Origin of the sequence: Anaerobium acetethylicum, assembly GCF_900096945.1 — a bacterium.
Lineage (GTDB): Bacteria > Bacillota > Clostridia > Lachnospirales > Lachnospiraceae > Anaerobium > Anaerobium acetethylicum.
Map to the genome: position 1 here is coordinate 212,944 of NZ_FMKA01000003.1, position 22,949 is coordinate 235,892.

21 protein-coding genes are annotated in these 22,949 nt (G+C 45.8%); 12 read left to right on the top strand and 9 right to left on the bottom strand.

From position 1 onward, the window contains the following. Positions 1-12: 12 nt before the first annotated feature. Positions 13-1,071, bottom strand: coding sequence for an ABC transporter substrate-binding protein (locus tag BJR36_RS05155; protein ID WP_091231036.1), 1,059 nt, complete (start codon positions 1,069-1,071; stop codon positions 13-15). Between the two features lie 268 nt (positions 1,072-1,339). On the opposite strand from BJR36_RS05155, the gene BJR36_RS05160 reads away from it, so the two are divergent. Next, on the top strand, positions 1,340-2,089 hold the full coding sequence (locus tag BJR36_RS05160) for a DUF434 domain-containing protein (RefSeq protein WP_091231039.1): 750 nt from the start codon (positions 1,340-1,342) through the stop codon (positions 2,087-2,089). Positions 2,090-2,166: 77 nt separating this feature from the next. Here BJR36_RS05160 and BJR36_RS05165 read toward each other — a convergent pair whose 3' ends face one another. After that, complete coding sequence (locus tag BJR36_RS05165) at positions 2,167-2,793, bottom strand: protein-L-isoaspartate(D-aspartate) O-methyltransferase (RefSeq protein ID WP_330387820.1); 627 nt, start codon at positions 2,791-2,793, stop codon at positions 2,167-2,169. A gap of 304 nt (positions 2,794-3,097) precedes the next feature. On the opposite strand from BJR36_RS05165, the gene BJR36_RS05170 reads away from it, so the two are divergent. Then, positions 3,098-4,315, top strand: coding sequence for a mechanosensitive ion channel (locus BJR36_RS05170; protein ID WP_091231044.1), 1,218 nt, complete (start codon positions 3,098-3,100; stop codon positions 4,313-4,315). Positions 4,316-4,389: 74 nt separating this feature from the next. Here the strand turns inward: BJR36_RS05170 and BJR36_RS05175 are convergent, their stop codons facing one another. After that, on the bottom strand, positions 4,390-6,534 hold the full coding sequence (locus BJR36_RS05175) for an Ig-like domain repeat protein (RefSeq protein ID WP_242875462.1): 2,145 nt from the start codon (positions 6,532-6,534) through the stop codon (positions 4,390-4,392). A 584-nt stretch (positions 6,535-7,118) separates the two neighbouring features. Between BJR36_RS05175 and atpD the strand changes: the two genes are divergently transcribed. The 9 genes from atpD (at position 7,119) to BJR36_RS05220 (ending at position 13,868) form a co-directional block, all read left to right on the top strand. After that, entirely contained in the window at positions 7,119-8,513 is a 1,395-nt protein-coding gene (gene atpD / locus BJR36_RS05180) for a F0F1 ATP synthase subunit beta (RefSeq protein WP_091231049.1), read from the top strand. Then, positions 8,513-8,890 (top strand): hypothetical protein, encoded by a 378-nt coding sequence (locus BJR36_RS05185; RefSeq protein WP_091231050.1) that lies wholly within the window; start codon positions 8,513-8,515, stop codon positions 8,888-8,890. The genes atpD and BJR36_RS05185 overlap by 1 nt, the downstream gene beginning before the upstream one ends. Positions 8,891-9,104: 214 nt before the next feature. Further along, a complete protein-coding gene (locus BJR36_RS05190) occupies positions 9,105-9,422 on the top strand; it encodes an AtpZ/AtpI family protein (protein WP_207648817.1) in 318 nt (105 codons plus the stop codon). A gap of 10 nt (positions 9,423-9,432) precedes the next feature. Beyond that, positions 9,433-9,744 carry an ATP synthase subunit I gene (locus BJR36_RS05195; RefSeq protein ID WP_091231056.1) on the top strand — a complete coding sequence of 104 codons (312 nt, stop codon included), beginning with the start codon at positions 9,433-9,435 and terminating at the stop codon, positions 9,742-9,744. Next, complete coding sequence (locus BJR36_RS05200) at positions 9,728-10,393, top strand: F0F1 ATP synthase subunit A (RefSeq protein ID WP_091231059.1); 666 nt, start codon at positions 9,728-9,730, stop codon at positions 10,391-10,393. Before BJR36_RS05195 ends, BJR36_RS05200 begins: the two co-directional genes overlap by 17 nt. Before the next feature lie 41 nt (positions 10,394-10,434). Further along, positions 10,435-10,701, top strand: a complete 267-nt coding sequence (locus tag BJR36_RS05205; protein WP_091231061.1) for a F0F1 ATP synthase subunit C — start codon at positions 10,435-10,437, stop codon at positions 10,699-10,701. Between the two features lie 4 nt (positions 10,702-10,705). Beyond that, a complete protein-coding gene (gene atpF, locus BJR36_RS05210; protein ID WP_091231063.1) occupies positions 10,706-11,458 on the top strand; it encodes a F0F1 ATP synthase subunit B in 753 nt (250 codons plus the stop codon). A gap of 20 nt (positions 11,459-11,478) precedes the next feature. Then, positions 11,479-12,990 carry a F0F1 ATP synthase subunit alpha gene (locus BJR36_RS05215; RefSeq protein ID WP_091231169.1) on the top strand — a complete coding sequence of 504 codons (1,512 nt, stop codon included), beginning with the start codon at positions 11,479-11,481 and terminating at the stop codon, positions 12,988-12,990. A 2-nt stretch (positions 12,991-12,992) separates the two neighbouring features. Beyond that, positions 12,993-13,868, top strand: coding sequence for a F0F1 ATP synthase subunit gamma (locus BJR36_RS05220; protein ID WP_091231066.1), 876 nt, complete (start codon positions 12,993-12,995; stop codon positions 13,866-13,868). A 214-nt stretch (positions 13,869-14,082) separates the two neighbouring features. On the opposite strand, the gene BJR36_RS05225 is transcribed toward BJR36_RS05220, so the two are convergent. Both BJR36_RS05225 and BJR36_RS05230 read right to left on the bottom strand, forming a co-directional pair. After that, on the bottom strand, positions 14,083-14,565 hold the full coding sequence (locus BJR36_RS05225; protein ID WP_169823599.1) for a universal stress protein: 483 nt from the start codon (positions 14,563-14,565) through the stop codon (positions 14,083-14,085). 82 nt (positions 14,566-14,647) lie between these two features. Next, the gene (locus BJR36_RS05230) at positions 14,648-16,015 is read right to left on the bottom strand and encodes an MBL fold metallo-hydrolase (protein WP_091231073.1); all 1,368 of its coding nucleotides are present in this window, start codon (positions 16,013-16,015) and stop codon (positions 14,648-14,650) included. 240 nt (positions 16,016-16,255) lie between these two features. Here BJR36_RS05230 and BJR36_RS05235 point away from each other — a divergent pair, with 240 nt between their 5' ends. Continuing rightward, entirely contained in the window at positions 16,256-16,651 is a 396-nt protein-coding gene (locus BJR36_RS05235) for a rhodanese-like domain-containing protein (protein WP_091231076.1), read from the top strand. Positions 16,652-16,757: 106 nt separating this feature from the next. Here BJR36_RS05235 and BJR36_RS05240 read toward each other — a convergent pair whose 3' ends face one another. The 4 genes from BJR36_RS05240 to BJR36_RS05255 all read right to left on the bottom strand — a co-directional run bounded on the left by BJR36_RS05240 (position 16,758) and on the right by BJR36_RS05255 (position 22,745). Then, on the bottom strand, positions 16,758-17,288 hold the full coding sequence (locus BJR36_RS05240) for a YehS family protein (protein ID WP_091231171.1): 531 nt from the start codon (positions 17,286-17,288) through the stop codon (positions 16,758-16,760). 109 nt (positions 17,289-17,397) lie between these two features. Beyond that, entirely contained in the window at positions 17,398-20,757 is a 3,360-nt protein-coding gene (locus tag BJR36_RS05245) for an ATP-binding protein (RefSeq protein WP_091231078.1), read from the bottom strand. After that, a complete protein-coding gene (locus tag BJR36_RS05250) occupies positions 20,699-21,361 on the bottom strand; it encodes a DUF4194 domain-containing protein (RefSeq protein WP_091231082.1) in 663 nt (220 codons plus the stop codon). Before BJR36_RS05250 ends, BJR36_RS05245 begins: the two co-directional genes overlap by 59 nt. Then, a complete protein-coding gene (locus tag BJR36_RS05255; RefSeq protein ID WP_091231085.1) occupies positions 21,345-22,745 on the bottom strand; it encodes a Wadjet anti-phage system protein JetA family protein in 1,401 nt (466 codons plus the stop codon). The genes BJR36_RS05250 and BJR36_RS05255 overlap by 17 nt, the downstream gene beginning before the upstream one ends. Positions 22,746-22,949: the final 204 nt, after the last annotated feature.

Sequence of the window (22,949 nt, forward strand, 5' to 3'; positions counted from 1 at the left end):
CCTCCACTGCTTTTATTTCTTCAGATAATAGAAATCATCACCCGGCATTTTCCCCCCGACCGAATTCGGATTCTGTCCAAACAGAACTTCCAGGTATCCGCTTACCTTTTCCTTCATCTCATCCCCGCCAATGAACGTGATATTGCACAGCGGGATCGCCTTTTCTGTGACATCTGCCTTGAAAATCTCAAACTTCTCAACAAGGGCAGCCGCGTCGCCAGCATTCTCATTTACGTAAGCTGCTGAATCCTTGTATTCCTCCAGAAATGCATCTACTGCTTCCTGGTTTTCCTCAAGAAAGTCCTTCCTGACAACAACTACGCCTGTTACGATACCGCTTCCGTCGTTACTGATTTTATCCCATTCCTCCTGAATGTCAATCGCAATCCTTACCTTATCGTTGCTCATCATGACTGTGGTGACATAAGGCTGTGGAAGCACCGCTATGGCATCCTCTGAGCTGCTGAGTATGGACGCCACCTCAGTGGCCTCTGCCTTGTATTCAATTGTCAAATCTGAAGCCGGATCTATCCCGTTCGACTGAAGCAGATAATTGAGGGTATATTCCGGAGTCGTTCCTTTTCCTGTTGAGTAGACTGTCCTGCCTTTCAAGTCCTCCACTGAACTGACTGACATGCCTGTCTCAATTACATAAAGGACGTTCAGCGTATTGATTCCGGCAAGCATGATCCCACCCTCAGTCTTGTTATAAAGCACAGATGCAAGGTTGCATGGAACAGCAGCTATATCGATTTCGCCCTTCACGAGTGCCGCACTGATTTCATCCGCTGTGCCTGCCACCTTGAACTTATAATTGTTGGCAGCCTCTCCATTTGCAGCAACCTCCATCATCTTCACCATGCCGATTGAGGTTGCTCCTTTAAGCCCGGCGATGCTGATATCCATTTTTTCTGCCTGCCCGGTTTCTTCCTCTCCGGTTTCTTCGTTTCCTGTTTCTGCTGTGGTCTTTTCACTTGCGGTATCACCGTTTCCGCCTTCCGAACCACTGCACCCTCCTATCATGGTAACGCTTAACATGATGACTATCAAAACTGACATTAACTTCTTCATTTTAAATCCCCTTTCTTATATCGAAGTATGTTTGTACCTATATTTGTAAGTATTCCGCCTGTATTCTCCGGTTACCATTCACTCCGTGAACAATAACACGCTTCGCGATGTAAAAACGACGTGTGAACAGTAATATCCTCAGCCCTTACTTTGACATAATTATAACACTTTAATTCCTGTTTCACATCAGAAAATGTTATAATAAATATGTGCTACAGCACAAATCCAAAGACAAAGCATCTGTTCTATTCCGAAAGGGGTGTCCGAAATGCCATCTAACGCAGGAAAAAGAGGCTCCAACCCAAATGATTCCGCATGGTTTACCGGTGAAGCTCTTGCCAGGCTCGCAGCTGCCCATAAGGATGTCAGCTGGCTCCTTGACCGCGGCTATAAAACAGACTCCATAATCGAATTTACAGGGAACCGGTACCAGTTATCTGCCAGACAGAGAAATGCCCTGAAAAGAGCAGCCTCCTCAAGTATCCAGAACAAAAGGCGAAAATCCGCTATGCTGCCTTTCGAGGCCGCAAAACATGGATGCCTCTATGTCGACGGATTCAACCTGATTATTACCCTTGAAGTCGCTTTATCCGGAAGTCCCATCATCAAAGGAAGTGACGGGGTTTTAAGGGATCTTGCCGGACTGAGGGGAACCTACAGTCTGATTGCGCAGACAGACAAGGCTCTGGATCTTATCGGCAGATGCTTGCGGGAACTTTCCGTGCCGGAGGCTGTCTTCTATCTGGATTCGCCCGTATCGAACTCCGGCCGTCTGAAAAAGAGCATTCTTGAACATGCCAAGAACTGGGAAATGCCTGTCCAGGTAGTGCTCGTACCTAATGCAGATGTGATGTTTTACGGAATGGAACGGGTCGTCAGCGGCGATTCCATCGTCCTGGACCGATGCTTAAGCTGGTTCAACCTTTCTCTTAAAATCATAGGCGACTACATAAAGGATGCTTGGATCATAGACTTCGACAGCACATCAATACTCCTCCAGTCTCCAAAAAAGACATGATTCTTTATTGCCTAAAAGGCCCTCCGGGACGGCTATGCTTCAACCGTCCCGGAGGGCCTTTTCTATAAAATGCGCTATCAGAAGTTCGGCTCACGCCATCCATACTTGCCATGTAGCTCCACAAATCTGACGTGTTCAATAACCTCGCTGTCGACTTCATCCTTCATATCTTTGGTAACGAGAACCAGTTCCTGCATATCCGGCGGTCCCACCGGAATTACCATCCTGCCACCCGGCTTCAGCTGATCGATGAGTTCCTGGGGCAGTTCGCTTGCCGCAGCTGTGACCATGATCCTGTCATAGGGTGCGTTTTCCTCCCATCCCTCGCTGCCGTCTCCGACCTTGAACACGATGTTCTTATATCCCATCTCCTCAAGCCTGTCCTGGGCTTTTACGGACAGCTCCTGAATCCGTTCGACCGTGAATACCTGGCCGGAAAATTCTGCAAGGAGCGCCGTCTGATACCCGGAACCTGTTCCGATTTCCAGAACCCTGCTGTCCTTCTCCGGTCCCAGAAGCCTTGTCATCTCAACTACCAGGCTTGGCTGCGAAATCGTCTGTCCGTAGCCGATCGGCAGAGCTTCGTCTACTCCCGAATATGGTTTGTATTCGTTATCTATAAACGCCGACCTGTCGAGTTTCTTAAAAAAAGCAAGCAATTCATCATAATTCATGGCAATCGCCTCCCGCGCTTTCCTTATTATCTAATTCTAACACGCTTCTCTATGTCTGTCACTTTTCCGGAACGGGCTGACACACAGGGCAAAAATAGACATTCCCGATTGTCTTCCCTTTGATTTTTTCGTTAAGCTGCCTTGCGATATTGTTGCTTTCTGGTATTTCTATCATAATCATCTCTCCTAGCTGACAATGCTTTAAACAATCGTACAATTCGTGATGCAATTCTATTAATTTTCAGTTTATATTTTTATTTTGTGTGATTTGTGCTATAATTATCCTGTCAAAAACACATAGTCTGTGTTTCAATTTCAAGAAGGAGGTTTTGTTATGAGTTACTTGAAAAGTCTGTGGTATTCCTTTTTCGAGGCAATTCCCGGCCTGATTACCGCAATACTCCTGCTGCTGCTTGCATGGGTTGTCGCTACCATTGCCAGAAACCTGGTAGTGAAACTCCTGAAAAAATCAAAAGCAGAGAAGTATACGAATAAGGTGGGGATTGTTGACGAAACGACGGGCAGTTCGGTCGACTTTATAGGCAAACTGGTTTTCATCGTTGTTTTCATTTTATTCCTGCCCGGCGTCCTTGATAAGCTTGGCATGCAGAATGTTTCAGCTCCGATTGCCCTGCTGGCTTCCCGGTTCCTCAATTTCATTCCAAACCTCATTGCTGCAGGCATTATCCTGGTTGTAGGCATTTTTGTTGCCAAAATCATCAGGCAGCTGCTGACGCCTGTCCTGAAACGGCTTAATGTCGACAAACTCCAGGAGAAAAGCGGTCTTGCAGCTTCCGAAGGCACAAAACTCTCATCACTGATTTCCTATGTCGTATACGTCCTGATCCTGATCATGGTCATCATTGCAGCTTTACAGGTCCTGAATATTTCCGCAATCTCACTGCCTGCAGTTGCCATGCTTAATAAGATTCTTCTGTTCCTGCCAAATATATTCGTGGCTATCGCGATTGTCATCATTGGAGTGTTTATTGCAAAGCTTGTTGGAAAGCTGTTAACGGAAATCCTGTCAGGTGTTGGCGCTGACGGAATCATAAAAAAGATAGTAACAGATGAAAGCTCAAAGCTTCAGCAGTTTTCCCTCTCCAAAGCGGTCGGCGGAATCGTAAAATATATTATCATACTTCTTTTTGCCGTTGAAGCCATAAATGTCCTGAACCTGGAAGTGCTGGAGTTTGCAGGCGAAGCAATCATCTCCTATCTGCCGTTTGCAGTCAGTGCCGTCATCATTATAGGAGCCGCCCTTCTCCTTGCCACCTGGGTTGAAGGCCTCATCCGAAAGCACTTTCCACATGCGGGGTTCTCAGCCCTGGCAGCAAAATGCATCATAATCGTTCTTGCTTCCTTTATGACCCTTAACCAGCTCGGTATTGCAACATACATCGTAAATGCGGCTTTCATCATTGTTCTGAGCGCATTTGCTGTTGCCTTTGCCGTAGCCTTCGGTATTGGCGGACGGGAATCAGCTGCAAAACTTCTGAAGAAATTTGAAGGCAGCATGAACGCCGAACCCCCAAAGGATAAAAACGAATAAATTCCTAAAACAATCCGGACACGGCGATCCTCCCTGCTGTGCCCGGATTGTTTTTTTTGTGCTTTTTACAAGCTCTATTTCATGTCATTTCCAATCGGCCTGCGTTTTTTCAGGGTGACTGCTGCCATGATCACCACTGCTGCCTGAAGCATCAGATATCCGGCAACAGGTGCACTATCCCGCGTGTTTGGCGCAGTGCTGGAATTCGCATTCACCGTTGACTTAACAAGTATCGCCGTTACAGGATTTATGGTTATGGTAGTCGTAGTCGTATAGCTGAATGTATAATTTTTAGCAGCATTTCCACCGCTGTATGTGACGGCAAGCACTGCGCTGGTTACGGGAGCTGCTGTGCTTCCGTAATTCTGTCCTGCCAATGGTTTCTGAAAACCTGCGATATTGGATTCCGTATCGCTGCCGACGAATCCTGTCACATTTACAACGAGAGCCGGAATGGCCTGGCCGCTTGTTATGGTTACGGGGCTTACGCTTACAGCCAGAGGCTTAGGTGCGACCGTAATGCTGACTTCCCGGCTCATAGGATTGTAATTGCTGTCACCGGCTTTTGTCACCGTTATTTTTGCAGTTCCTGCACCTTTTACCGTGACATTTCCCAAGGAGTCCACTGTGAGCACGTCAGCATTATCTGAAACGAACGAATATGCAGTTCCAGTTCCGCTGCCTCCCGCTGGTATAAGTTTAAAGCCGGAATCGCCATACACGACCGTTGCGGGAACTCCGCCCACTGTCAGTTCCGTCTGGGTTCCTTTGCTGATTTCAAAAGCTGCTGCTGCGCTTGATACGCTGTTATTGAAACCATCACTTGACACTTCCGCTGTCAGACTATAGGTGCCAGCCACCATATTGGCCAGTTCCAGGCTGGCTGTTCCGCTGCTGTCAGTTGCAGCTGTTCCCAGAAGAACTTCTCCATTATAGAATCTGACAGTCTGTCCGCCTAATGTACCGAAATAGCTGCTCAGTGCGGCTGTCACGGTTATTTTTGACACCGGATAAGTCTGTGGCGAAACAGGTACTGCTGCCGGAACAGAAAGAGCAGGGGTATTCTTGCCCACCTCTATGCTCAGGACACCGCTGGCTGCACCTGTGTTTTTGCTGTCACCGGCATATTCAGCTGTTATCGAAAGGCTTCCCAACGCTGTCGGCGTGTAGAGGAATTCTGCCGTTCCGCTGCTTACCGCCGCCGAACCGATCACTGTTCCGTCATTTTTGAACACCACCGTTCCTGTCGGGCTGTCGGCTCCTGATAACACTGCCGTCAGCGTCATTTCATTGCCGACTGCTGCAGGGCTTGCATCCGAACTTACAGAAATCGTCGGATCAGCCATTGGCGTAACGGGTCCCGAAGCCAGGGATTCCGAGCCGGGACCTGCTGCGTTCACGGCCTTTACTGTAAACGTATAAGCAGTGCCGTTTGTAAGCCCCTCTACCGTAACCGGACCTGAATCTCCGCTCGCTGTGATTCCCCCCGGATAAGCAGTAACCACATAGCCGGTAATAGGGCTTGTTCCCGTATCGACCGGAGCGGTGAAGCTGACAACAGCCTGTCCATTGCCAGGAACGGCGCTGACTCCTGTCGGTGCTCCCGGAGAACCGTTACGGATGACGTAGGCAGACGCCGGGTAGCTGTTCAGGTCAGCCACATCCACCACAAGCCCTTCATCAGGAATATAGGTCGTGCTTTCCCCGCATTCGCATGCATCATTATTGGCGATGTAGTAGCCATAGTAATCAAGGCCGATATATAAAAATCCCAATTCATTGAGGGCCCAGACAGTTCCCCAGTCTGAGATGGTCTTTACAAATGTACCGTCCGCCTCATACAGATTCAGCTTCACATTGTATGCATCCGGATACGCATCCGGATCATCCTGAACTGCCGTGTCATCAAACTGGACATACCTGTCACCGCCCGGTCCCCAGTCAACAAGTGTGCCCTCATTTGCGTCATAGATATCACCGAAGAATCCCAGCGTAAGCGGGGTACCGCCTACCGGATACATCGGAACCCGGACGCAGTCAAATATCTGATCCTTACCGTATTTTCCGGCAAACAGCCCTTCCTGGCTTCCCGCTGCATATGATTCTGCTGCATCCATAAATGGAAGCACCTCCGCAAACAGCATTGAAAGAACAATTAACAGTGCCAATACAGCCCTTGCTGATTTTCCTTTGAAAATCCTTTTCCTCTTTCCAGTCATATCATTTCCTCCCATCGTTGTGTTAAAGTTAAGCGTTTATGAATGTTTGTTTCAGACACACTGCTGTATATCAGCGAAAACGGATTCAGACACTCCGCTTCGCTTCTAACTCATAACATATGGCAGGGCTAAAATCATTTATTTTAAAATCACCCTGCTGGCTGCTGCTTATTCATTGATTTCTTTGAAGAAAGATAATGCTATTTCAGATTTGCATTACATTGTTTTTCTTTACAGGTTTTATTGAATTTTACGCATATTATCTCTTTTTTTAATTCTTTACGAAAATTATAGCACATTCTTTTCTGAAACGCACCAAAAAATCCGTATTTTCGCTATTTATCCACCAAAACATCAATTCACCAGTTTTTCGCCTGATACTTTCAACGTTTTATTTACACTTTCTCGTTTATAGCTTATAATTTGCTTAATAGCAGATAATTGTTTTTCTTTTGTATTGTTAACAGTTTTTCGTATTGCCTGTCCATTTTAGCCGTTTCCAAATCAACCTGCTCCTGAAAAGCAATCTACTGCAGCGATATATGAATGCATCAGATTTTGAAATCCTAAAGGAGGCCTATTTTATGGAAACTATTAATAAAGGATACATAAAATCCATACATGGCAGTGTCATTGAGGCCGTGTTCAGCCAAGAGCTTCCATCCATAAACAACAAACTGATTACAGGCGACAATGGTCAGATTGTCTTTGAAGTCATTTCCTATTTAAATGAGCAGACCGTTCAAGCCATAGCACTGACTTTTACTGCCGGTATTGCACGCGGCGATCCCATCACAGACACAGGGACGGATATTCAGGTCCCGGTTGGCACTGAAATTCTGGGGAAGATGTTTGACGTATTCGGAAACCAGCTGGACGAAAGTCCCCCTATGAAAAATCCCCAATTCAAATCCATCCATCAAAAACCGATTCCTTTCTCCAGGCGCAGCACTTCTGATGAAATCTTTCTTACAGGAATCAAGGCAATCGATGTCCTGACTCCGCTTGCGAAAGGTGAGAAGGCAGGTCTGTTCGGAGGCGCTGGCGTCGGCAAGTCAGTGTTGATTACCGAACTGATAAACAATACTGCCAGCAGGACAAAGGGATACAGTATTTTCTGCGGTATTGGTGAACGTTCCAGAGAAGCCGAAGAATTATACCGGGAAATAAAGGATGCCGGCGTCCTTGAGAATGCAACCCTGATTTTTGCGCAGATGAATGAACCACCGGGCGCCCGTTTCCGCGTCGGTCATGCAGCGCTTACCATGGCGGAACATTTCCGGGATGTCGAGAAAAAAGATATCCTCCTGCTGATTGATAATATTTTCAGGTTCATTCAGGCTGGATCCGAAGTATCCGGACTGATTGGAAAAATGCCTTCCCGGGTAGGCTACCAGCCGTCTCTGGCAAGCGAGCTCTCTGAGCTTGAAGAGAGGATTTCCAATACGGCTTCCGGATCAATCACTTCCATTCAGGCAGTATATGTGCCTGCGGATGATTTTACCGACCCTTCGGCTACCCATACTTTCTCACACCTGTCAGCCTCTGTTGTGCTGTCGAGAAAAAGAGCAAGCGAGGGGCTTTATCCGGCAATCGACCCCCTCCATTCCTCGTCGAAAATGCTGGACAGGCATATAATCGGAGACAGGCATTACCGCATTGCCAAAGATATCCGAAAAACCCTGGCCACCTATGAGGAACTTAAGGACATCATAGCCATGCTTGGCATAGAAGAGCTTTCCAAGGATGACAGGGATACTGTCTACCGGGCAAGGCGTCTGGAAAGATTCCTGACACAGCCATTCTTTACAACCGAGCATTTTTCAGGAACCAGCGGCAGAATAGTAGAACTGGAGGATTCTCTGGATGGCTTCGAACGGATTTTAAATAATGAATATATGGGATACAGAGAAAGCGACCTTTATATGATAGGAAATATCTCTGAAGCTGACTTTAAGAGAAAACAGGGTGAAAAATAATGAATCTGAAAATTATAATTCCAAGCAAAACCATTTTCAGCCAGGATGCAGACAAAATTTCAGCTCCTGGAAAAGAAGGGTTCTTTCAAATCCTTCCCAAACACATAGATTTTGTTAGCAGCCTTCAGCCAGGAATCTTAACCGTATTCTCAGGTGACATAGTAAATTATTTTGCAATAAACCAGGGCTTTCTGGTTAAAAAAGGCGACGTCGTCTATATATCCTGTCTGCAGGCGATAAAAGGAGAAACTCTTGAGACTCTCAGCAAAACCGTCGCTGACAGTTTCAGGCAGCTTGACGAGAAAGAACGTCGGACTAATGAAATTCTCGTCAAACTGGAAGCCGATATGTTAAGGATGATCATAGAAAATGAGTAATTATTCAGCAGTTCAGTACCGCGAGGTGTTTTTATGCTGGCTTTGCATAAAAACCTGAGTTCTACATGTGCCAAATTGCCGATTTTACAATTTGTGTGCATCATTAAGTGCCGTGGTTTCACTTGCTTGCAAAGGTGAAATCACAAACGCTAAGAGTGAAAGTGTTTTTCTTTCACTCTGTGTGACTATGAAGGACGTAGTGCTGAATAGTTTTATGACTAACAAGGAGGAGCCCATGGATGAAAACAACCATTCACCCGAGCGCAAATTAGTGGACAAAATAGAATCAGATGCAGAAAAAAAACTGCAGGCAAAAAAAAGGGGGAGCGAAATCATATTCGGTTTCGGAACCTTCGGAATGATAGGCTGGTCTATTGCCGTTCCGGCTTTGATCGGCGCCGCATTAGGAATGTATCTCGACAATAAATTCAACCCGGGCTTTTCCTGGACCCTGACCCTCATTTTCAGTGGCGTCATCATAGGCTGTATCAATGCATGGCGATGGATAAAGAAAAAAAGCCTGGAGAATTAGGAGGTGGCATATGATTGGGATTTCATTTTTAATTGGCATTTTCTTGGGAATACTTTTTTTCGGCGGACTTCAGCTTACACTGACACAGCTTGAAAAATCTAAGTACCCGGCGTTTCTTATGCTGTCAAGTATGCTCCTGCGCATGGCAGTTGTGTTAACCGGATTCTTCCTCCTGAGAAACCGGGGCTGGAATCATCTTTTGGCCTCCCTGCTTGCCGTGCTGTTGGTGAGGACCCTGTTTGTTTCAGCTGCTCGCAAGAAAGCAGAAGTTCTGAACAGCTGCAGTAAAGAAAAGGAGGGATCAGATGGCAATCGATCCTAGCAATACGCTGTTTTTTGAATGGCATTTCATAAGAATTACCGCGACCCTTGTCTATACCTGGATTACGATGCTCATACTTGTAATTGCTTCTTTTCTGCTGACCAGGAACCTTAAAAGTGGAAAAAAAATAAGCCTGAGCCAGAATATCGTGGAGACTCTGATAGAAACCATCAGCGGACAGATTGCTAAAATCAGCCAGCAGGAATTCAAGCGCTACTTCCCTTTTGTGGGAACACTTTTTATTTTCATATTTACGGCAACCATACTGTCGATTGTTCCAGGATTCGTCTCGCCGACAGGTTCGCTGAATACCACCATCGCTCTTTCTCTCTGCGTTTTCTTTGCGGCACCGGCTTACGGGATAAGGGTACAGGGAATCCGCAAATACCTTAAGGAATATACAAAGCCATCGATCATCATGCTTCCATTTAACATCATCGGAGAGTTTTCAAGGACTATTTCAATGGCAATCCGACTTTATGGCAATGTGATGAGTTCATCCATTATAATTGCTATACTGCTTGGAATCATCCCTCTGTTCTTTCCGATCATCATGCAGCTGCTTGGCTTGCTTACCGGTACAATCCAGGCATATATATTCGCAGTCCTTGCAACCGTATACATTGCTGCTGCAACCCGGGGCAAATAGCAGCCATACAACAACAATACTGAATCAAAGGAGGTTTTTATATGGATTCTGTTACAGTAATAGGAATGATATCCATTATTATGGCCGGACTCACAATGGCAATAGGTTCTATCGCTCCCGCAATAGGTGAAGCCAATGCCGTAACCCAGGCATTAAAATCCATCGCCCAGCAGCCTGATGAAGCAAATACGATTTCCAGAACTCTCTTTGTTGGTCTCGCCATGATCGAATCTACTGCCATATACTGCTTCGTTTTATCAATGATACTTCTGTTTGCCAACCCGTTCTGGAATGCAGTAACAGGTTAAAGCCATGAATATCAATTGGTTTGAAATCGTAGCACAGATCTTCAATTTTATTATCCTTCTTCTGCTTCTCCAAAAATTTTTCTATAAACCGGTACTCAATGCAATGGAGAAGAGACAGGAACGGATAGCAAAAGCCCTGAACGAAGCAGATCAAAAAATGGCAGATGCAGATTCAATCAGAACTGAATACGAAGAAAAAATAGCAGCTATAAAAAATACTGAAAGAGAGATTCTGGAACAGGCTAAAAAAGATGCCTTATTGGCAAAAGAAAAGCTGACAAATACCTACCGTAACCAGGCAGAAGAAAAACGACACGCTTATTTAAAAGAAGTTGAAGAGGAAAAAAGGAACTTTTCTGAATCACTGAGAAAGAGCCTTGCACAAAATTCGGTCAGAATCGCATCGAATATTCTGTCCGCTGCAAGCACACAAAACCTTTCTGACAGCATATTCCGAGCCTTTATTGATAAGATTCTGCTCCTTGACACGCAATCAATCGGCAGAGCTAACCCTTCCGATGGCGAATCGCTGACACTAACAAGTTCCGAACCTGTTTCCGAAGAACAAAAAAACATACTGGAGCAGACATTGAAATCCGTCCTCGGAAACTACAAAAGCATTACTTATAAAACAGACACCTCTCTGGTAATCGGTTACGAACTGAAATTCGAAACCCTGGTCCTGCATGCCAATATCAGGAGATATATCGAGGAATCCGAAAAAATCATAATGAAAACCCTTGATCATATGTCTTAGTAAAGGAGCCGGTTATGCCTATGCTAAAAGAACAACTTTCGCTGTTTGATGAAGCAATTGAACTGACAGTCGCCGAACCCCTTGAAGCACACGATCTGGAGGAAATCGGGACCGTTATCGCCCTTGACAGGGGCATTGCCATGGTAAGAGGCCTTTCCGCCGTAAAAAACCAGGAGCTTGTACAGTTTCCCGGAGGCGTAATGGGCATGGTCTACAATCTGGATCCTCATTACGTGGGAATTATACTTCTGGGCGGTTTTGAACATATCAAAGCCGGCGATTGCGTAAAAAGAACATTTATGGTAGCCGACATTCCCGTATCCGACAGTTTTCTTGGCCGGGTGATAAATCCCCTTGGCAATCCATTAGATGAAAAGGGGCCTGTAGATGCACAAAGAAGACTTCCGATTGAAAGGGAAGCCCCTCCTATCATGCACCGCGCTCCTATTCACGACCCTCTCCAGACAGGAATCAAGGCAATCGATTCAGTAGTTCCCATTGGGAAAGGGCAGAGGGAACTTATACTCGGCGACCGCCAGACAGGAAAAACGACTATTGCAATCGACACGATTATCAACCAGAGAGACAAGAACGTAATATGTATCTACTGTTCTATCGGGCAGCAGATTTCTTCCGTAACAAAAATAATCGAGATCCTGAAAAGATACAACGCCCTGAAGCATACGATTATTATGGTCGCAGGGGCAGAAGATCCTCCAGGTCTGGCATATATAGCCCCCTATGCGGCAACCTCACTTGGAGAGTTTTTCATGGAAAGCGGCAGGGATGTTCTGATTGTATATGACGATCTTACAAAGCATGCCCGTTCTTACAGGGAACTATCTCTTCTTCTCGAACGGCCTCCTGGGAGAGAAGCTTATCCTGGCGATATTTTTTATATACATTCGAGGCTTCTTGAAAGATCGACTCACTTAAAAGAGAAGTATGGCGGGGGGAGCCTTACAGCCCTGCCGATCATTGAGACCCAGGCCGAGAACCTATCCGCCTACATTCCAACTAACCTGATTTCCATAACAGACGGGCAAATCTACCTGTCTCCCAAAATTTTTCAAATGGGAAATTTTCCAGCAGTGAACATCGGAACCTCGGTATCGCGTGTCGGCGGAAAGACCCAGCTTCCTGCCTACAGGCAGATTACCGGAATGCTTAAGCTTTCCTACTCCCAGTTCGAGGAATTGGAAATATTCTCTGGATTCAGTGCAAAACTTGACGAGGATACCTTAAAAACATTAGAAAAAGGCAAACGTATACGAAAGGCACTGAACCAGCCCAAGTATTCTCCAATTGATGTTACCGAACAGATAGGAATCTTTTTAGCTGTATTGAACGGAGTTTTAGATTCTGTCGATCTCGATAAAATTGAAGAGTCCGAGCAAATCATAGGGAAAATCGTCTGGGAAAATGAAGCTTTCCGTACACTGCTCATGAATCGCGGGACACTTGACAACGACACAAAAAACGGCTTTCTCCAAATGGTGGAAGACCGGCTTAAAAAGGAGTTGGGTTTCTAATTATGCAGAATCTTCAATCTCTAAGAAAAAGTATTTCCTCAGCCGAAAGCCTGCAGTCAATTGTTGGCATAATGAAGGCTCATGCCTCATCAAATATACTACAATACGAGCATGCCGCAAAGGCCTCAATGAAATACAGATCAATCCTTGATATGGCCCTTTATATCGTATTATCCGAAGACAGCGAATATATATCTGTATCAGAAGACGGAGACGGATTCACGCTCCATATTGTATTCGGCTCCGATTACGGGCTTGCCGGCAATTTTAACGAAAGAATGATTTCATTTGCAAAAAAAAGCATCCCAAAGGATGAAAAGCATTTAGTGATAGTGATAGGCCAGAAAATCCTGAACCGACTTGAGGATGATTACACTATTTCCGGTTCTTTTTCTGTCCCGCAGACCGAAGCCGGTATTATTCCAATCGTTCAAAGGCTGCTACTGAAAATAGATCAGCTCCGGGATACAGTTCCAATCAGCAGGATACTTCTTTATTATTGCAAACCATTAGATAATTATGCATTAGAAGAAGAGATTGGGATCCTGTTCCCAATTGATATAGATTCTTTTTCCAGAAAGAAAACAGCTTGGGAATCAAATACTATCCCGACTTATCTCATGGACCGGGACACACTCTTTTCAGATCTGCTTAAACAGTATTTTTTCCTGACAATTTATCGAAGCTTCTGCTACTCTCTTGTTTCGGAAAATACCAGCCGCATAACATCTATGGATTCTGCAAAAAAGAATATTGAAGAGAGGCTTCAACTGCTTCATTCCATGTATAACAAGGAACGTCAGACAAATACTACAGAAGAAATCAATGACGTTATTTCAGGATTCAAGTCCATCAGAAACAAAAAACGCAATCTATGACCAAACAAACGTTTTGACAGCATGAAGGAGCGGTATCATCCGCTCCTTCATGCTGTCTATCATCCTATTTTAGTAACTATTCAGGACTACGTCCTTCATAGTCACATATGATGCACACAAATTGCAAAATCTGCAATTTGGCGCACGAATGTCTCGGGTTTTTATGCAAAATCAGCATAAAACACCTCGCGAGACAGGGGTTCTGAACAGTTACCTATTTCACTACTAAAACAGGCTGCTTCGCATACTGCAGCACTTTAAGCGTCACGCTTCCTAATATGAAACGCTGGACCCTTGAGGAACTTATACCGCTGGAGCCCATAATAATCATTGCAATTTCATCCTGATCGCCGGCATCCGTCTCAATGTCATCCGTATCCAGGTATTCGAGTATCTTCTCTGCAGGATTTCCCTCAAGCAGGACTGTTTCGACCTTTCCTGAAAGTTCTCCGAATGATTCTTTTCCCTTTTTCAGATATTCCTCCGCACTTTCTTTCATTTTTGCTGAAAGTGAATATTTGTAATTATATATTTTTTTTGCATAATCCGTAGTTTCGACCGGAAATATTGGGAACGTGTAGTTTACAACAGTAACAAGCACAATATTATAATCCTGATTCTCCGCAAATTCCTTACCTTTTTTCATCGCTCTTTCAGAAAATTCCGACCCATCAATGGGAATCACTATCTTTTTCATCCAATCAGCCTCCTTAAGCCATATTCTGTTCGTGTTCTGTCTTTGCAGGTTCTCATACAAAACCGGCATAAACCCGGTCGTTCTAAACGATAGGAAAACCTGCCTTCATCCATGCTTTTACTCCGCCTATTACATTGATCACATCTTTCTTTCCACTCAGTTTCATCATCAGGCTGGTTGCCAGAAGCGACCGGTTTCCTGTGCTGCATATGAAGGCAACCGGCTTATCTCCAATCCACTCCTCATATCTGTTGCGCACATCCGGTGCCGGCGCATGAACCGCCCCTTCTATATGTCCCGCATCCCATTCACTTTTCAGCCTGGTATCAATCAGAACCAGTTCATTCCTCTCCAGCCTTTCCTTCAGCTCCGTTACTGAAATACCTGAAAAATAAGCTGTCTTCAGTCCCGATGCCGCATACTCCGGCATCCCCCCGTTCAGATAGCCTGCTATCTGATCAAGGCCGACTCTCCGAAGCATTTTTACAGCCGTATCCAGGTCACCTGATGAATCCGCTACCAGAAGTATCGGCTTGTCAGGAGGCAGCACCCAGCCCGCAAATGTGGCAAAGTTTCCCTTCAGGCTAAGCCCGTATGCGCCCGGAACGTGTGCCCCCGCAAACGGAAGCTGATCCCTGGCATCCACTACAAGATATCCCGACTCGGCAAGCTCAAGGAATTCTTTCGGCTTATATGGGACAGGTTTAGGCATCTCGTCAGTTCTGGCCGGTCCTTTCCTGTTAATCTCAGAACACCTTGAAAAATGGTCCGGAGCCTCCATCATGTTTTCCAGAAATGTACTGGCAAATTCCTCCTCTGTATTGATCTGCATTGCATAGTTATACATTTTTTCAGTCCCTATGGTGGATGAAAGCTTTGACGAGAGAGCCTTTCCACACAGGGAGCCTGCTCCATGTGCCGGGTACATCTCCACATGGCCGCCTATCTGTTCTATCCGCCGAAGGCTTTTATACAGGCTCAGGGCAAGCTCTTCCTTTCTATCCGGAAAAAGATCAGGCCTTCCAGCATCCCCCACCAGAAGTGTATCACCCGTGAACGCCAGCGCCGGCACCTTGCCTCTTTCCAGATCTGATACCAGAAAAACTGCTCCTTCCGGTGTATGGCCAGGCGTCTCGATCATCCTTACAAGCAATGTGTCCAGGATGATTTCCTCCTCGTCAGCCATGGCATAATGTTCATATTCCGCGCCCGCCTTCGCTGATATATAGATCGTTGCGCCAGTCTTCTCCGCCAGCTCTATATGGCCTGATACAAAATCGGCATGGAGATGGGTTTCAATTATCCCCTTAATGGGCAGCCCAAAAGATGCTGCGATTTCTATGTACTGATCAACCTCCCTTGCCGGATCGACTACGATGCATGCATTTCTGCCTCCTATGACATAAGAACAGTGGGCCAGTCCTGCCGTATAAACCTGCTTGAATTCCATCTGTCATCCCTCCTCATTTTTTCCTACTTTTAATGTATCATCACCCTATTTTTGTGTCAACTTATTTAATCACATCTAATTATCTTTGTTTTTATATGAAATATCTTTTGAATTCTTTTATTTGATCTATAATATGCTATAATAATGGTAACTATTCAGAGTTGCTGCCTTATGCGGAGGTTTTTATATTTTCGCAAAACTGCAGGCTCCTGTTTGCCATCTGAAAGAAAGGTGATTTCTATGAAAAAGAAAAGTTTGGTCCTCCTGTTGCTTGTGATCACCACAGGCTCCCTTATGGGTTGTGCTGAAAAAAAAACTACCAGTGCGCCAGTAGTAATCACTGCTGCCGAAGCCAAAGACATGATGGATAAAAATCCCGGCATCACGATTCTGGATGTCAGGACTGCCAGTGAATTCCAATCGGGCCATATTAAAGGTGCCCTGCTGATTCCATATGATGAAATAAATGTGAAGGCTGAAAGCATGCTGAAGGATAAATCCGCACCGATTCTGGTATACTGCCGTTCCGGCAGACGAAGCGCCATTGCCGCACAGGCACTGACTGATCTGGGCTATTCAAAGGTATACGATTTTGGCGGAATTGCAGACTGGACTTACGAAACAGTCACGGAATAGGTTTGAGTGTGCCTCCACGCGAAGCGTTTTTATCTCATAGGATGATTTTTTCTGTGAAAAAAACGGCTTTGGTCAGTCTGTAAACTGTCCAAAGCCGTTTTATAACTTATTTTCTGTATCTGATTGCCAGTCCCTTCAGGAAATTCCTGGCATATCTGTCGCCGCACTCTTTATAATTTTTATGTCCTTCTTTTCTGAACACGGCACTCAGTTCTCCCTTTGTAATCACGACTCCTGCCAGCGCCAGTATCTCAAGCATATCCTCGCTTGATAATGCCAGGGCTATCTTCAGTTTCTTCAGAAGCACATTATTCACGCTCTTGTTGTTCCTGATAGCCAGAGCCGGCTTTTCAGATGAATCTGCCGCAGTCTCCCTGATCCCTCTTTTGAAAATGATAAATCCGTTCAAAAATGACTCCAGCATGAAATTGCTGCATTTTACAGCCGCTTCCGTATCTTCTGCTTCATCAATATCACTCTCAGTTTCCTCGTCAGAATCGTACTTCGGCTTCCTGAACAGGTCGAACACCTCTTCTTTCGTCATTTCAATTCCGCCAAGCCTGAATATTTCCACAAGATCCGTATCCTTTATATCCAAAGCGTATCTCAGTCTGATCAGTATATCATTATTATCCATCTTTCTCTCCTTAAATGCGTAAGCCATTTCTACATCATAACAGAATTTTCGAAAATAAGCATCCTTTTCATCCATAATTACAGTCTTACTGGCCTGAATATATTGGCACTCAATTCGCCCCGGCTTCCCCATTGCCTTCCGAGAGCATCAGCTCCCTGAATTCCTTCTTCTCGAATTCCTGTATGGAAATCCTGTTTTTATTCGGGTTTGCAAAAACGAAGGTCTTGTCTACGTTGTCCACGTAATTCTGGATTTTGTCATTAGTCGCGCTTATGATTGCCTGGAACCCCAGCTTCCTGATCAGGCCGATGCAGCTTCCTACCTTTTCCGCATCCATTTTTGAAAATGCCTCGTCGAGGACTACAAGCCTCGGCGTCGGCCTCCTCCTGATGTTTGACTTCAGGTTTATCCTGTATACCTGGGCAAAGCTTGCCAGAAGTGCTACATACAGCGGGTTCTGGCCCTCGCCTCCGGAATTCTTTGAAAGCATCCTGCTCAGGCGCATAGGAGGCATCCCCTCAACCAGCTGCTCCATGTCAAAGGAGAGATAGGTGCGGTAGTCCGCATATTTCTCCATGTTTGCCCTGGCTTCTTCAAGGGATTTCTGGTCACTGTTTTCAGGGGGCATGAAAAGTTCGATCAGCTCGTTTATCAGGCTGCTGTAGTCCTTCTCATGCTGCATGCTGAACAGGTCCATCTGGTTGTCCATATTCCCAACGAGCTGCTGCGGATTTATTTCCAGGTTTTCGTCCATGAACATATCATAGAATTTCCCGTCCGCGCCCTTGTTCCTCGTGATAATGAATCTATACCTGTCCTTTCCGAAGTCAAGCCGGGAAAGGATTCTGTTCAGGTCGTCCTTCTGCTGCATGACTTCCTTGACTGCATCCCTGATTTTGTAGATGAAATCAGTCTTGAAATGGTACACGGCCTGCTTCGCCTGTTCGTCAGCCTTCGTAGTGAATTCCGCCAGCTTGTCGCTGCTCAGGATTTCAAAAAGCTGGTCGTATTCCCTGTTGTCCCTGCTGACAATTGAGAATCCCCTGTACCCGTAGGAATCACGATAGGACTCCCGCCTGCGGATCAGGTAATCGAATTCCGTCTCTGCTGCCTTTTCTGCTTCCGCCCTGCCTTCCAGCAGGATCGCTTTTACAGCCTCCGGCTTCTTCCTTTCGTTTTCAAGGATGAATTTCTCATACTCCTCATCCTTTGCTTCCTCCCGGAAGAATGATGCCTGTCTGCCAGTCAGTTCCTCGCTCAGCGAAATCTGCTCTTCCCTGAACTCTTCCAGTTTTTCCATTTTGGATTTCAATTCTCCTGCTGAAGCCGCTTTCTGGCTGCTTTTTCTATTGATTTTCTGCAGGAGGGAATCCCTCTTCTCTATCAGCCCGTCAATATCCTTCTTCTTCAGTTCTTCAATGCTCTGTTCGTAATCCAGTTTCTGATTTTCCTTCTGTTCGATGTCCAGGACATCCTTAAGCAGCCTTTCATAGCTGTCGATGTCATCGGAAAAGCTTTCATACCTGAGGATTTCACCCAGCCTGTCCATCTGCCTGTCCAGCGGCTTCTTCTCTGTTTCCAGTTCTGACTGCTCACGTTCCAGCCTTGCAAGGCGCCTCTCTATTGCTTCCTGCCCGATGAATGCCTGCTCCGTGTAATTGCGCGGATTGATATGCTGGATTTTATAGCCCTGGTAAAGAACGCAGTCCTGAGTGATCCCGCTCCTGTTCAGGCGCAGCTCATCCCTTGTGCTACATTTAATGACGCTCCCCATCAGATAGTCCACATAAGCCCCTGCATAATCCACCGAAGCCGTGACCTCCTCTGCAAGCGCCCCTTCCATTACCGGCCTTCTGTCCTTCAATACCCTTTCCGTGTCTATGACTGCTGCCCTGTAGTATTTCTTCGGGTCAAGCCTTCTGTATATCTTCATTGCCTCCCCGACATAATCCGGATGCACCATAAGGCCCAGCTTGTTGTTCCCCATATAGCCTTCCACGGCATTCAGCCAGTTCTCATCCCTGACTTCAATGATGTCTGCCAGGATATCCACCTGAACCGGCATTTTACAGGCCTTTTCAAGTTCCTCTGCAAGAAACTCCTTTGCTTCAAGCAGATAGGCAGGATATGCCTTCTGGCCGCTCTTCAGGGTTCTGATCTGACCTGAACTCTCATTGAGCCTGTTTCTGAGCTCCCTGATCTTTGCCGAAAGCTCTTCCTTCTCCCTTTCGATCCCCTCTTTTGCCTCAGCAACTGCCGACTTGATTGCTTCCATATCGAAGCGGTCAGCCTCATATCTCTGGAACCTTTCTATAGCTTCCTTCACGGATGGATTCAGAAACTCTGACTCTGCCCATTTTCCAAGCCGGCCGGCTATCTGATCATAGGCAGCTTTTCGTCCCTTCAAGATTTCCAGCATCTGGTTGATGGACGCCAGTTCCGATTCCAGGTGGCCGTAGCCGCTTTCCTGAATGGCGATGATGATCTCATCCCTCTGCTTCTGGTGGTTTTCAATTTCCTTTTCGAGATCTGAAACCGTATTTTCGAGGATGAGGATATCGTTTCCATATGCCTCCCGCTGGATTTCTATTCTTTCCAATTTTGATTCCAGGGTCCTGATTTCAAATTTATCGATGCTGTACTGGTACTGGGCCGCCTTCTCACAGCATCCGTGATATTTTCCATACTGTTCATGTATACGGCTGAGGGCTTCTATTTCCCTCTTCGTATCCTCGAGTTTCCTTTTCAGCCTCGTGTACTGGGCCACGCTGTCCTGCATGTCTTCCATATGGATGTCATTTTCCGTACAGATATAATTTTTCACAAAATCCTCAAGCTTCATGTCCATCTTAAAGGGAATCGCTTTCTTGAACAAAGCCGGGAAATGTTTTTGATGAAGTCCGCCGAAATAGTTGCTGTACAGCTCATTCCGGAACTTTTCATTTGTCCTGCTGAAGTAGTAATCCTCTTTGTTGAAGTTCTCCTTCATGTATTCCCTGAGTCCGCTTATGGAAAGGACTTTGTCTCCATCCCTGTATCCATTTTCCAGCAGTTCTCCCGCATGCTGGAAAAACATTCTGCTCACGTCATTTACCGCAACGTCCACATCGAAAATCACCCCGATGCTCTGATGCTTCCCTGTTTCTGTGTCCCGGAATTCAAGCACTATAGTGGTTGAAAAATTCCTGTTCCTCAGATAGCTGGCCACATTGTTTTCCTGCACGACCTTCATGCCCCTGAGATATTCGATGAGGGTACGGTCTGAATCCTCCTTGGCAGCCTTGTTGAAGAAGCCCCTTCCATTGCTGTCGGCATAGAGTACGATCTGCAGTGCATCCAGGACCGTTGACTTTCCGCTTCCAGAATGTCCCGTAAAGAAATTGATTTCATCGTTGAAAATCAGAAGTTTCTCATTGATATAATGCCAGTTGTTCAGACTCATCTTCGTCATCACCTGATATCTGCCCATTTTCGATGTCCTCCTCTTCCTGATACTGTTCTATGATTCCTGCTATGGTCTGGGTGTCGAAAAGCAGGTTTACCGTAGGATAAATGATAAATCTCGTGTCTTTGTCCAGCCCGCCCATCTCATCCATGATCTCGATGACCTGGTATTTCTTCAGTGCCGCCATAGTCTTCCTTACTTCTGTAATCGAGATGGATTTGTTGTTCCAAAGGCGGAACAGCTGTATTTTGCTGTAAACCTCGTCAAGGGTCGAATAGACATAGACAGAATTCGAAGCCATATTCATCTGTTCGTCGAATATGAGCTTAAGCAGCAGGATGAATATGGTTGTCAGCCTGCTCAGTTTGTCTCCCTGCTGGTTCTTTGTCCTGATGAAAATGATGCCGAACTGCCTGTTCTCAATCAGATCGATATCCGCTATTTTGAAATACCCTTTCAGGAAATCCAGGTGTCTTTCGCATACCCTGTACATCCTGTTCGGCAGGTAACGTTCCGTCCTGCCGTCATACTTTCTTTCTAATATATAGGTCTGGCTGAAAAGGAGTTTCAGGGCATCCGTCAGTTCGCCCTTCTCCTCGTCCAGCAGCTCGTTATAGTATTGGAACATGTTCTGTCTTTTCCTTCCTTACAAATACTACGTCCGGATAGACGTATTTTTCATTTTCAATGGTTCCGGACATCTGGTCTGAAACTTCCACCCGGAACGGACTCTTCTTTCTGATGCTGTAATCATAAGCCAGGACGAGAAGGTCGAATTCCTCCTCCGTGCATACAGGGTGATCTTTTGTGCGGTACCTGCCGTTCTCCATCCGGTCAAGTACAAACGCCTCAATCTGGCTCTGGCTGTAGCGGTTCTTATTCCTGTTGATCCTGAGTATATCGTCTCTGGAAAGTTCTTCCTCCAGTTCCTCTTCCACCTCTACTGTATCCTCGAAAACCCTTCTTTTTCCACGCTTTTTATAAAGGGATTCCGGTGAAACGACAGTGTGGTCATTGATCTGAAGGGCCCCTGATATCCTGGATAGCAGTCCGCTTCCGGTTCCCCCTGACAGCAGGTTGAGAAGCGTCACCACATTCCCCTTCAGTCCGTCATCATTGCCAAGCAGGTATTCCAGGCGGCTTACAGTAGCCCTGACATACTTGTTATGCTCAGTATCGATATGGGATATCCGTTCTTCCATATTCATGATTCCCCGCTCTATTTCATAGATGATCTCCTCGAATTCAGTTTCGATGGCTTCCTCTTTTTTCCCCTCGGCTTCATGCCTCTGCTTCAGCATGTACAGCCTGTTTTCATCCTCCTGTATGGTACGGAGCAGCTTCTTGATGTCATTCTTGTAGATATAGAAGTTATCGCTTGTCTTCAGGATACTGTACTTGCGGTTTATGATCGCTTCTACATAGACATTCAGATGCTCGCTGAGCAGGTCTTCGTAATTCTCCTTCTCAAGGAGGGCCGCAAAAAACCGGTCCATATTGTGGAGCATATCCTGAAGCGCCCTGTTCAGCCTTGTGGTATTTGCCATGGCAGCCTTCAGCAGCTCGATTCCGGCCTTTCCGTCATAATAGAAGGAATAGATATTGGTATACACATTCTGTATGTAAAGATCCGTATCATTAGAATCCGGGTTTGCCAGCTTCTTGAAAACCTCGATAAACATGGATGCATAGTCCGGTATCACGATATTTGTCTTAAACGAGCTGTAATCCTCTACCTTCTTCAGCCATGCGAACCGCAGCAGCTTGCTGATGATTTTAGTAGCCATGGGCTCCATGACATCTTTGTCAAGGTCATCATCGTCGGCCGATATATCAACGGTCCTGTCGGCGAAATGCTCAGCGATAATCGTTATGCAGGTTTCCCTGGTAAGGAAATAGTCATTATACAGATACTCGTCATAGACAGCCATCAGGGATTCCATGTATATATACCGGTTTCCGGAATGGAAAAGGCTCCAGAACTTCGGTGGAATTTTCAGTATTTCTTTCATTTTTTATCTCCTTCGATAAATGTCTCAGATGCGATTATACCACTTTCATGCGCAAAATTCATTAAAATCCTGATATGATCAAAGTGTCAAATCCCTCCTAAAACGTTCAGCTTCGTCAATTTGCCCAGTCACCAGCTATCACGCAGTGATGCAAAACATGATTCAATGAGCAGCTTTATGAAGACGTTGGTACTTGGGCCGCGT

Bases quoted from the DNA above. Each gene is read 5' to 3' on its own strand.
- BJR36_RS05205 (WP_091231061.1), top strand. From the start codon at position 10,435: ATGGATTCTGTTACAGTAATAGGAATGATATCCATTATTATGGCCGGA.
- BJR36_RS05240 (WP_091231171.1), bottom strand. From the start codon at position 17,288: ATGGATAATAATGATATACTGATCAGACTGAGATACGCTTTGGATATA.
- BJR36_RS05160 (WP_091231039.1), top strand. From the start codon at position 1,340: ATGCCATCTAACGCAGGAAAAAGAGGCTCCAACCCAAATGATTCCGCA.
- BJR36_RS05175 (WP_242875462.1), bottom strand. From the start codon at position 6,534: ATGACTGGAAAGAGGAAAAGGATTTTCAAAGGAAAATCAGCAAGGGCT.
- BJR36_RS05185 (WP_091231050.1), top strand. From the start codon at position 8,513: ATGAATCTGAAAATTATAATTCCAAGCAAAACCATTTTCAGCCAGGAT.
- BJR36_RS05200 (WP_091231059.1), top strand. From the start codon at position 9,728: ATGGCAATCGATCCTAGCAATACGCTGTTTTTTGAATGGCATTTCATA.
- BJR36_RS05235 (WP_091231076.1), top strand. From the start codon at position 16,256: ATGAAAAAGAAAAGTTTGGTCCTCCTGTTGCTTGTGATCACCACAGGC.
- BJR36_RS05230 (WP_091231073.1), bottom strand. From the start codon at position 16,015: ATGGAATTCAAGCAGGTTTATACGGCAGGACTGGCCCACTGTTCTTAT.
- BJR36_RS05195 (WP_091231056.1), top strand. From the start codon at position 9,433: ATGATTGGGATTTCATTTTTAATTGGCATTTTCTTGGGAATACTTTTT.
- BJR36_RS05220 (WP_091231066.1), top strand. From the start codon at position 12,993: ATGCAGAATCTTCAATCTCTAAGAAAAAGTATTTCCTCAGCCGAAAGC.
- BJR36_RS05250 (WP_091231082.1), bottom strand. From the start codon at position 21,361: ATGTTCCAATACTATAACGAGCTGCTGGACGAGGAGAAGGGCGAACTG.
- BJR36_RS05190 (WP_207648817.1), top strand. From the start codon at position 9,105: ATGACTAACAAGGAGGAGCCCATGGATGAAAACAACCATTCACCCGAG.
- BJR36_RS05255 (WP_091231085.1), bottom strand. From the start codon at position 22,745: ATGAAAGAAATACTGAAAATTCCACCGAAGTTCTGGAGCCTTTTCCAT.
- BJR36_RS05215 (WP_091231169.1), top strand. From the start codon at position 11,479: ATGCTAAAAGAACAACTTTCGCTGTTTGATGAAGCAATTGAACTGACA.
- atpD (WP_091231049.1), top strand. From the start codon at position 7,119: ATGGAAACTATTAATAAAGGATACATAAAATCCATACATGGCAGTGTC.
- BJR36_RS05155 (WP_091231036.1), bottom strand. From the start codon at position 1,071: ATGAAGAAGTTAATGTCAGTTTTGATAGTCATCATGTTAAGCGTTACC.
- BJR36_RS05225 (WP_169823599.1), bottom strand. From the start codon at position 14,565: ATGAAAAAGATAGTGATTCCCATTGATGGGTCGGAATTTTCTGAAAGA.
- atpF (WP_091231063.1), top strand. From the start codon at position 10,706: ATGAATATCAATTGGTTTGAAATCGTAGCACAGATCTTCAATTTTATT.
- BJR36_RS05245 (WP_091231078.1), bottom strand. From the start codon at position 20,757: ATGGGCAGATATCAGGTGATGACGAAGATGAGTCTGAACAACTGGCAT.
- BJR36_RS05170 (WP_091231044.1), top strand. From the start codon at position 3,098: ATGAGTTACTTGAAAAGTCTGTGGTATTCCTTTTTCGAGGCAATTCCC.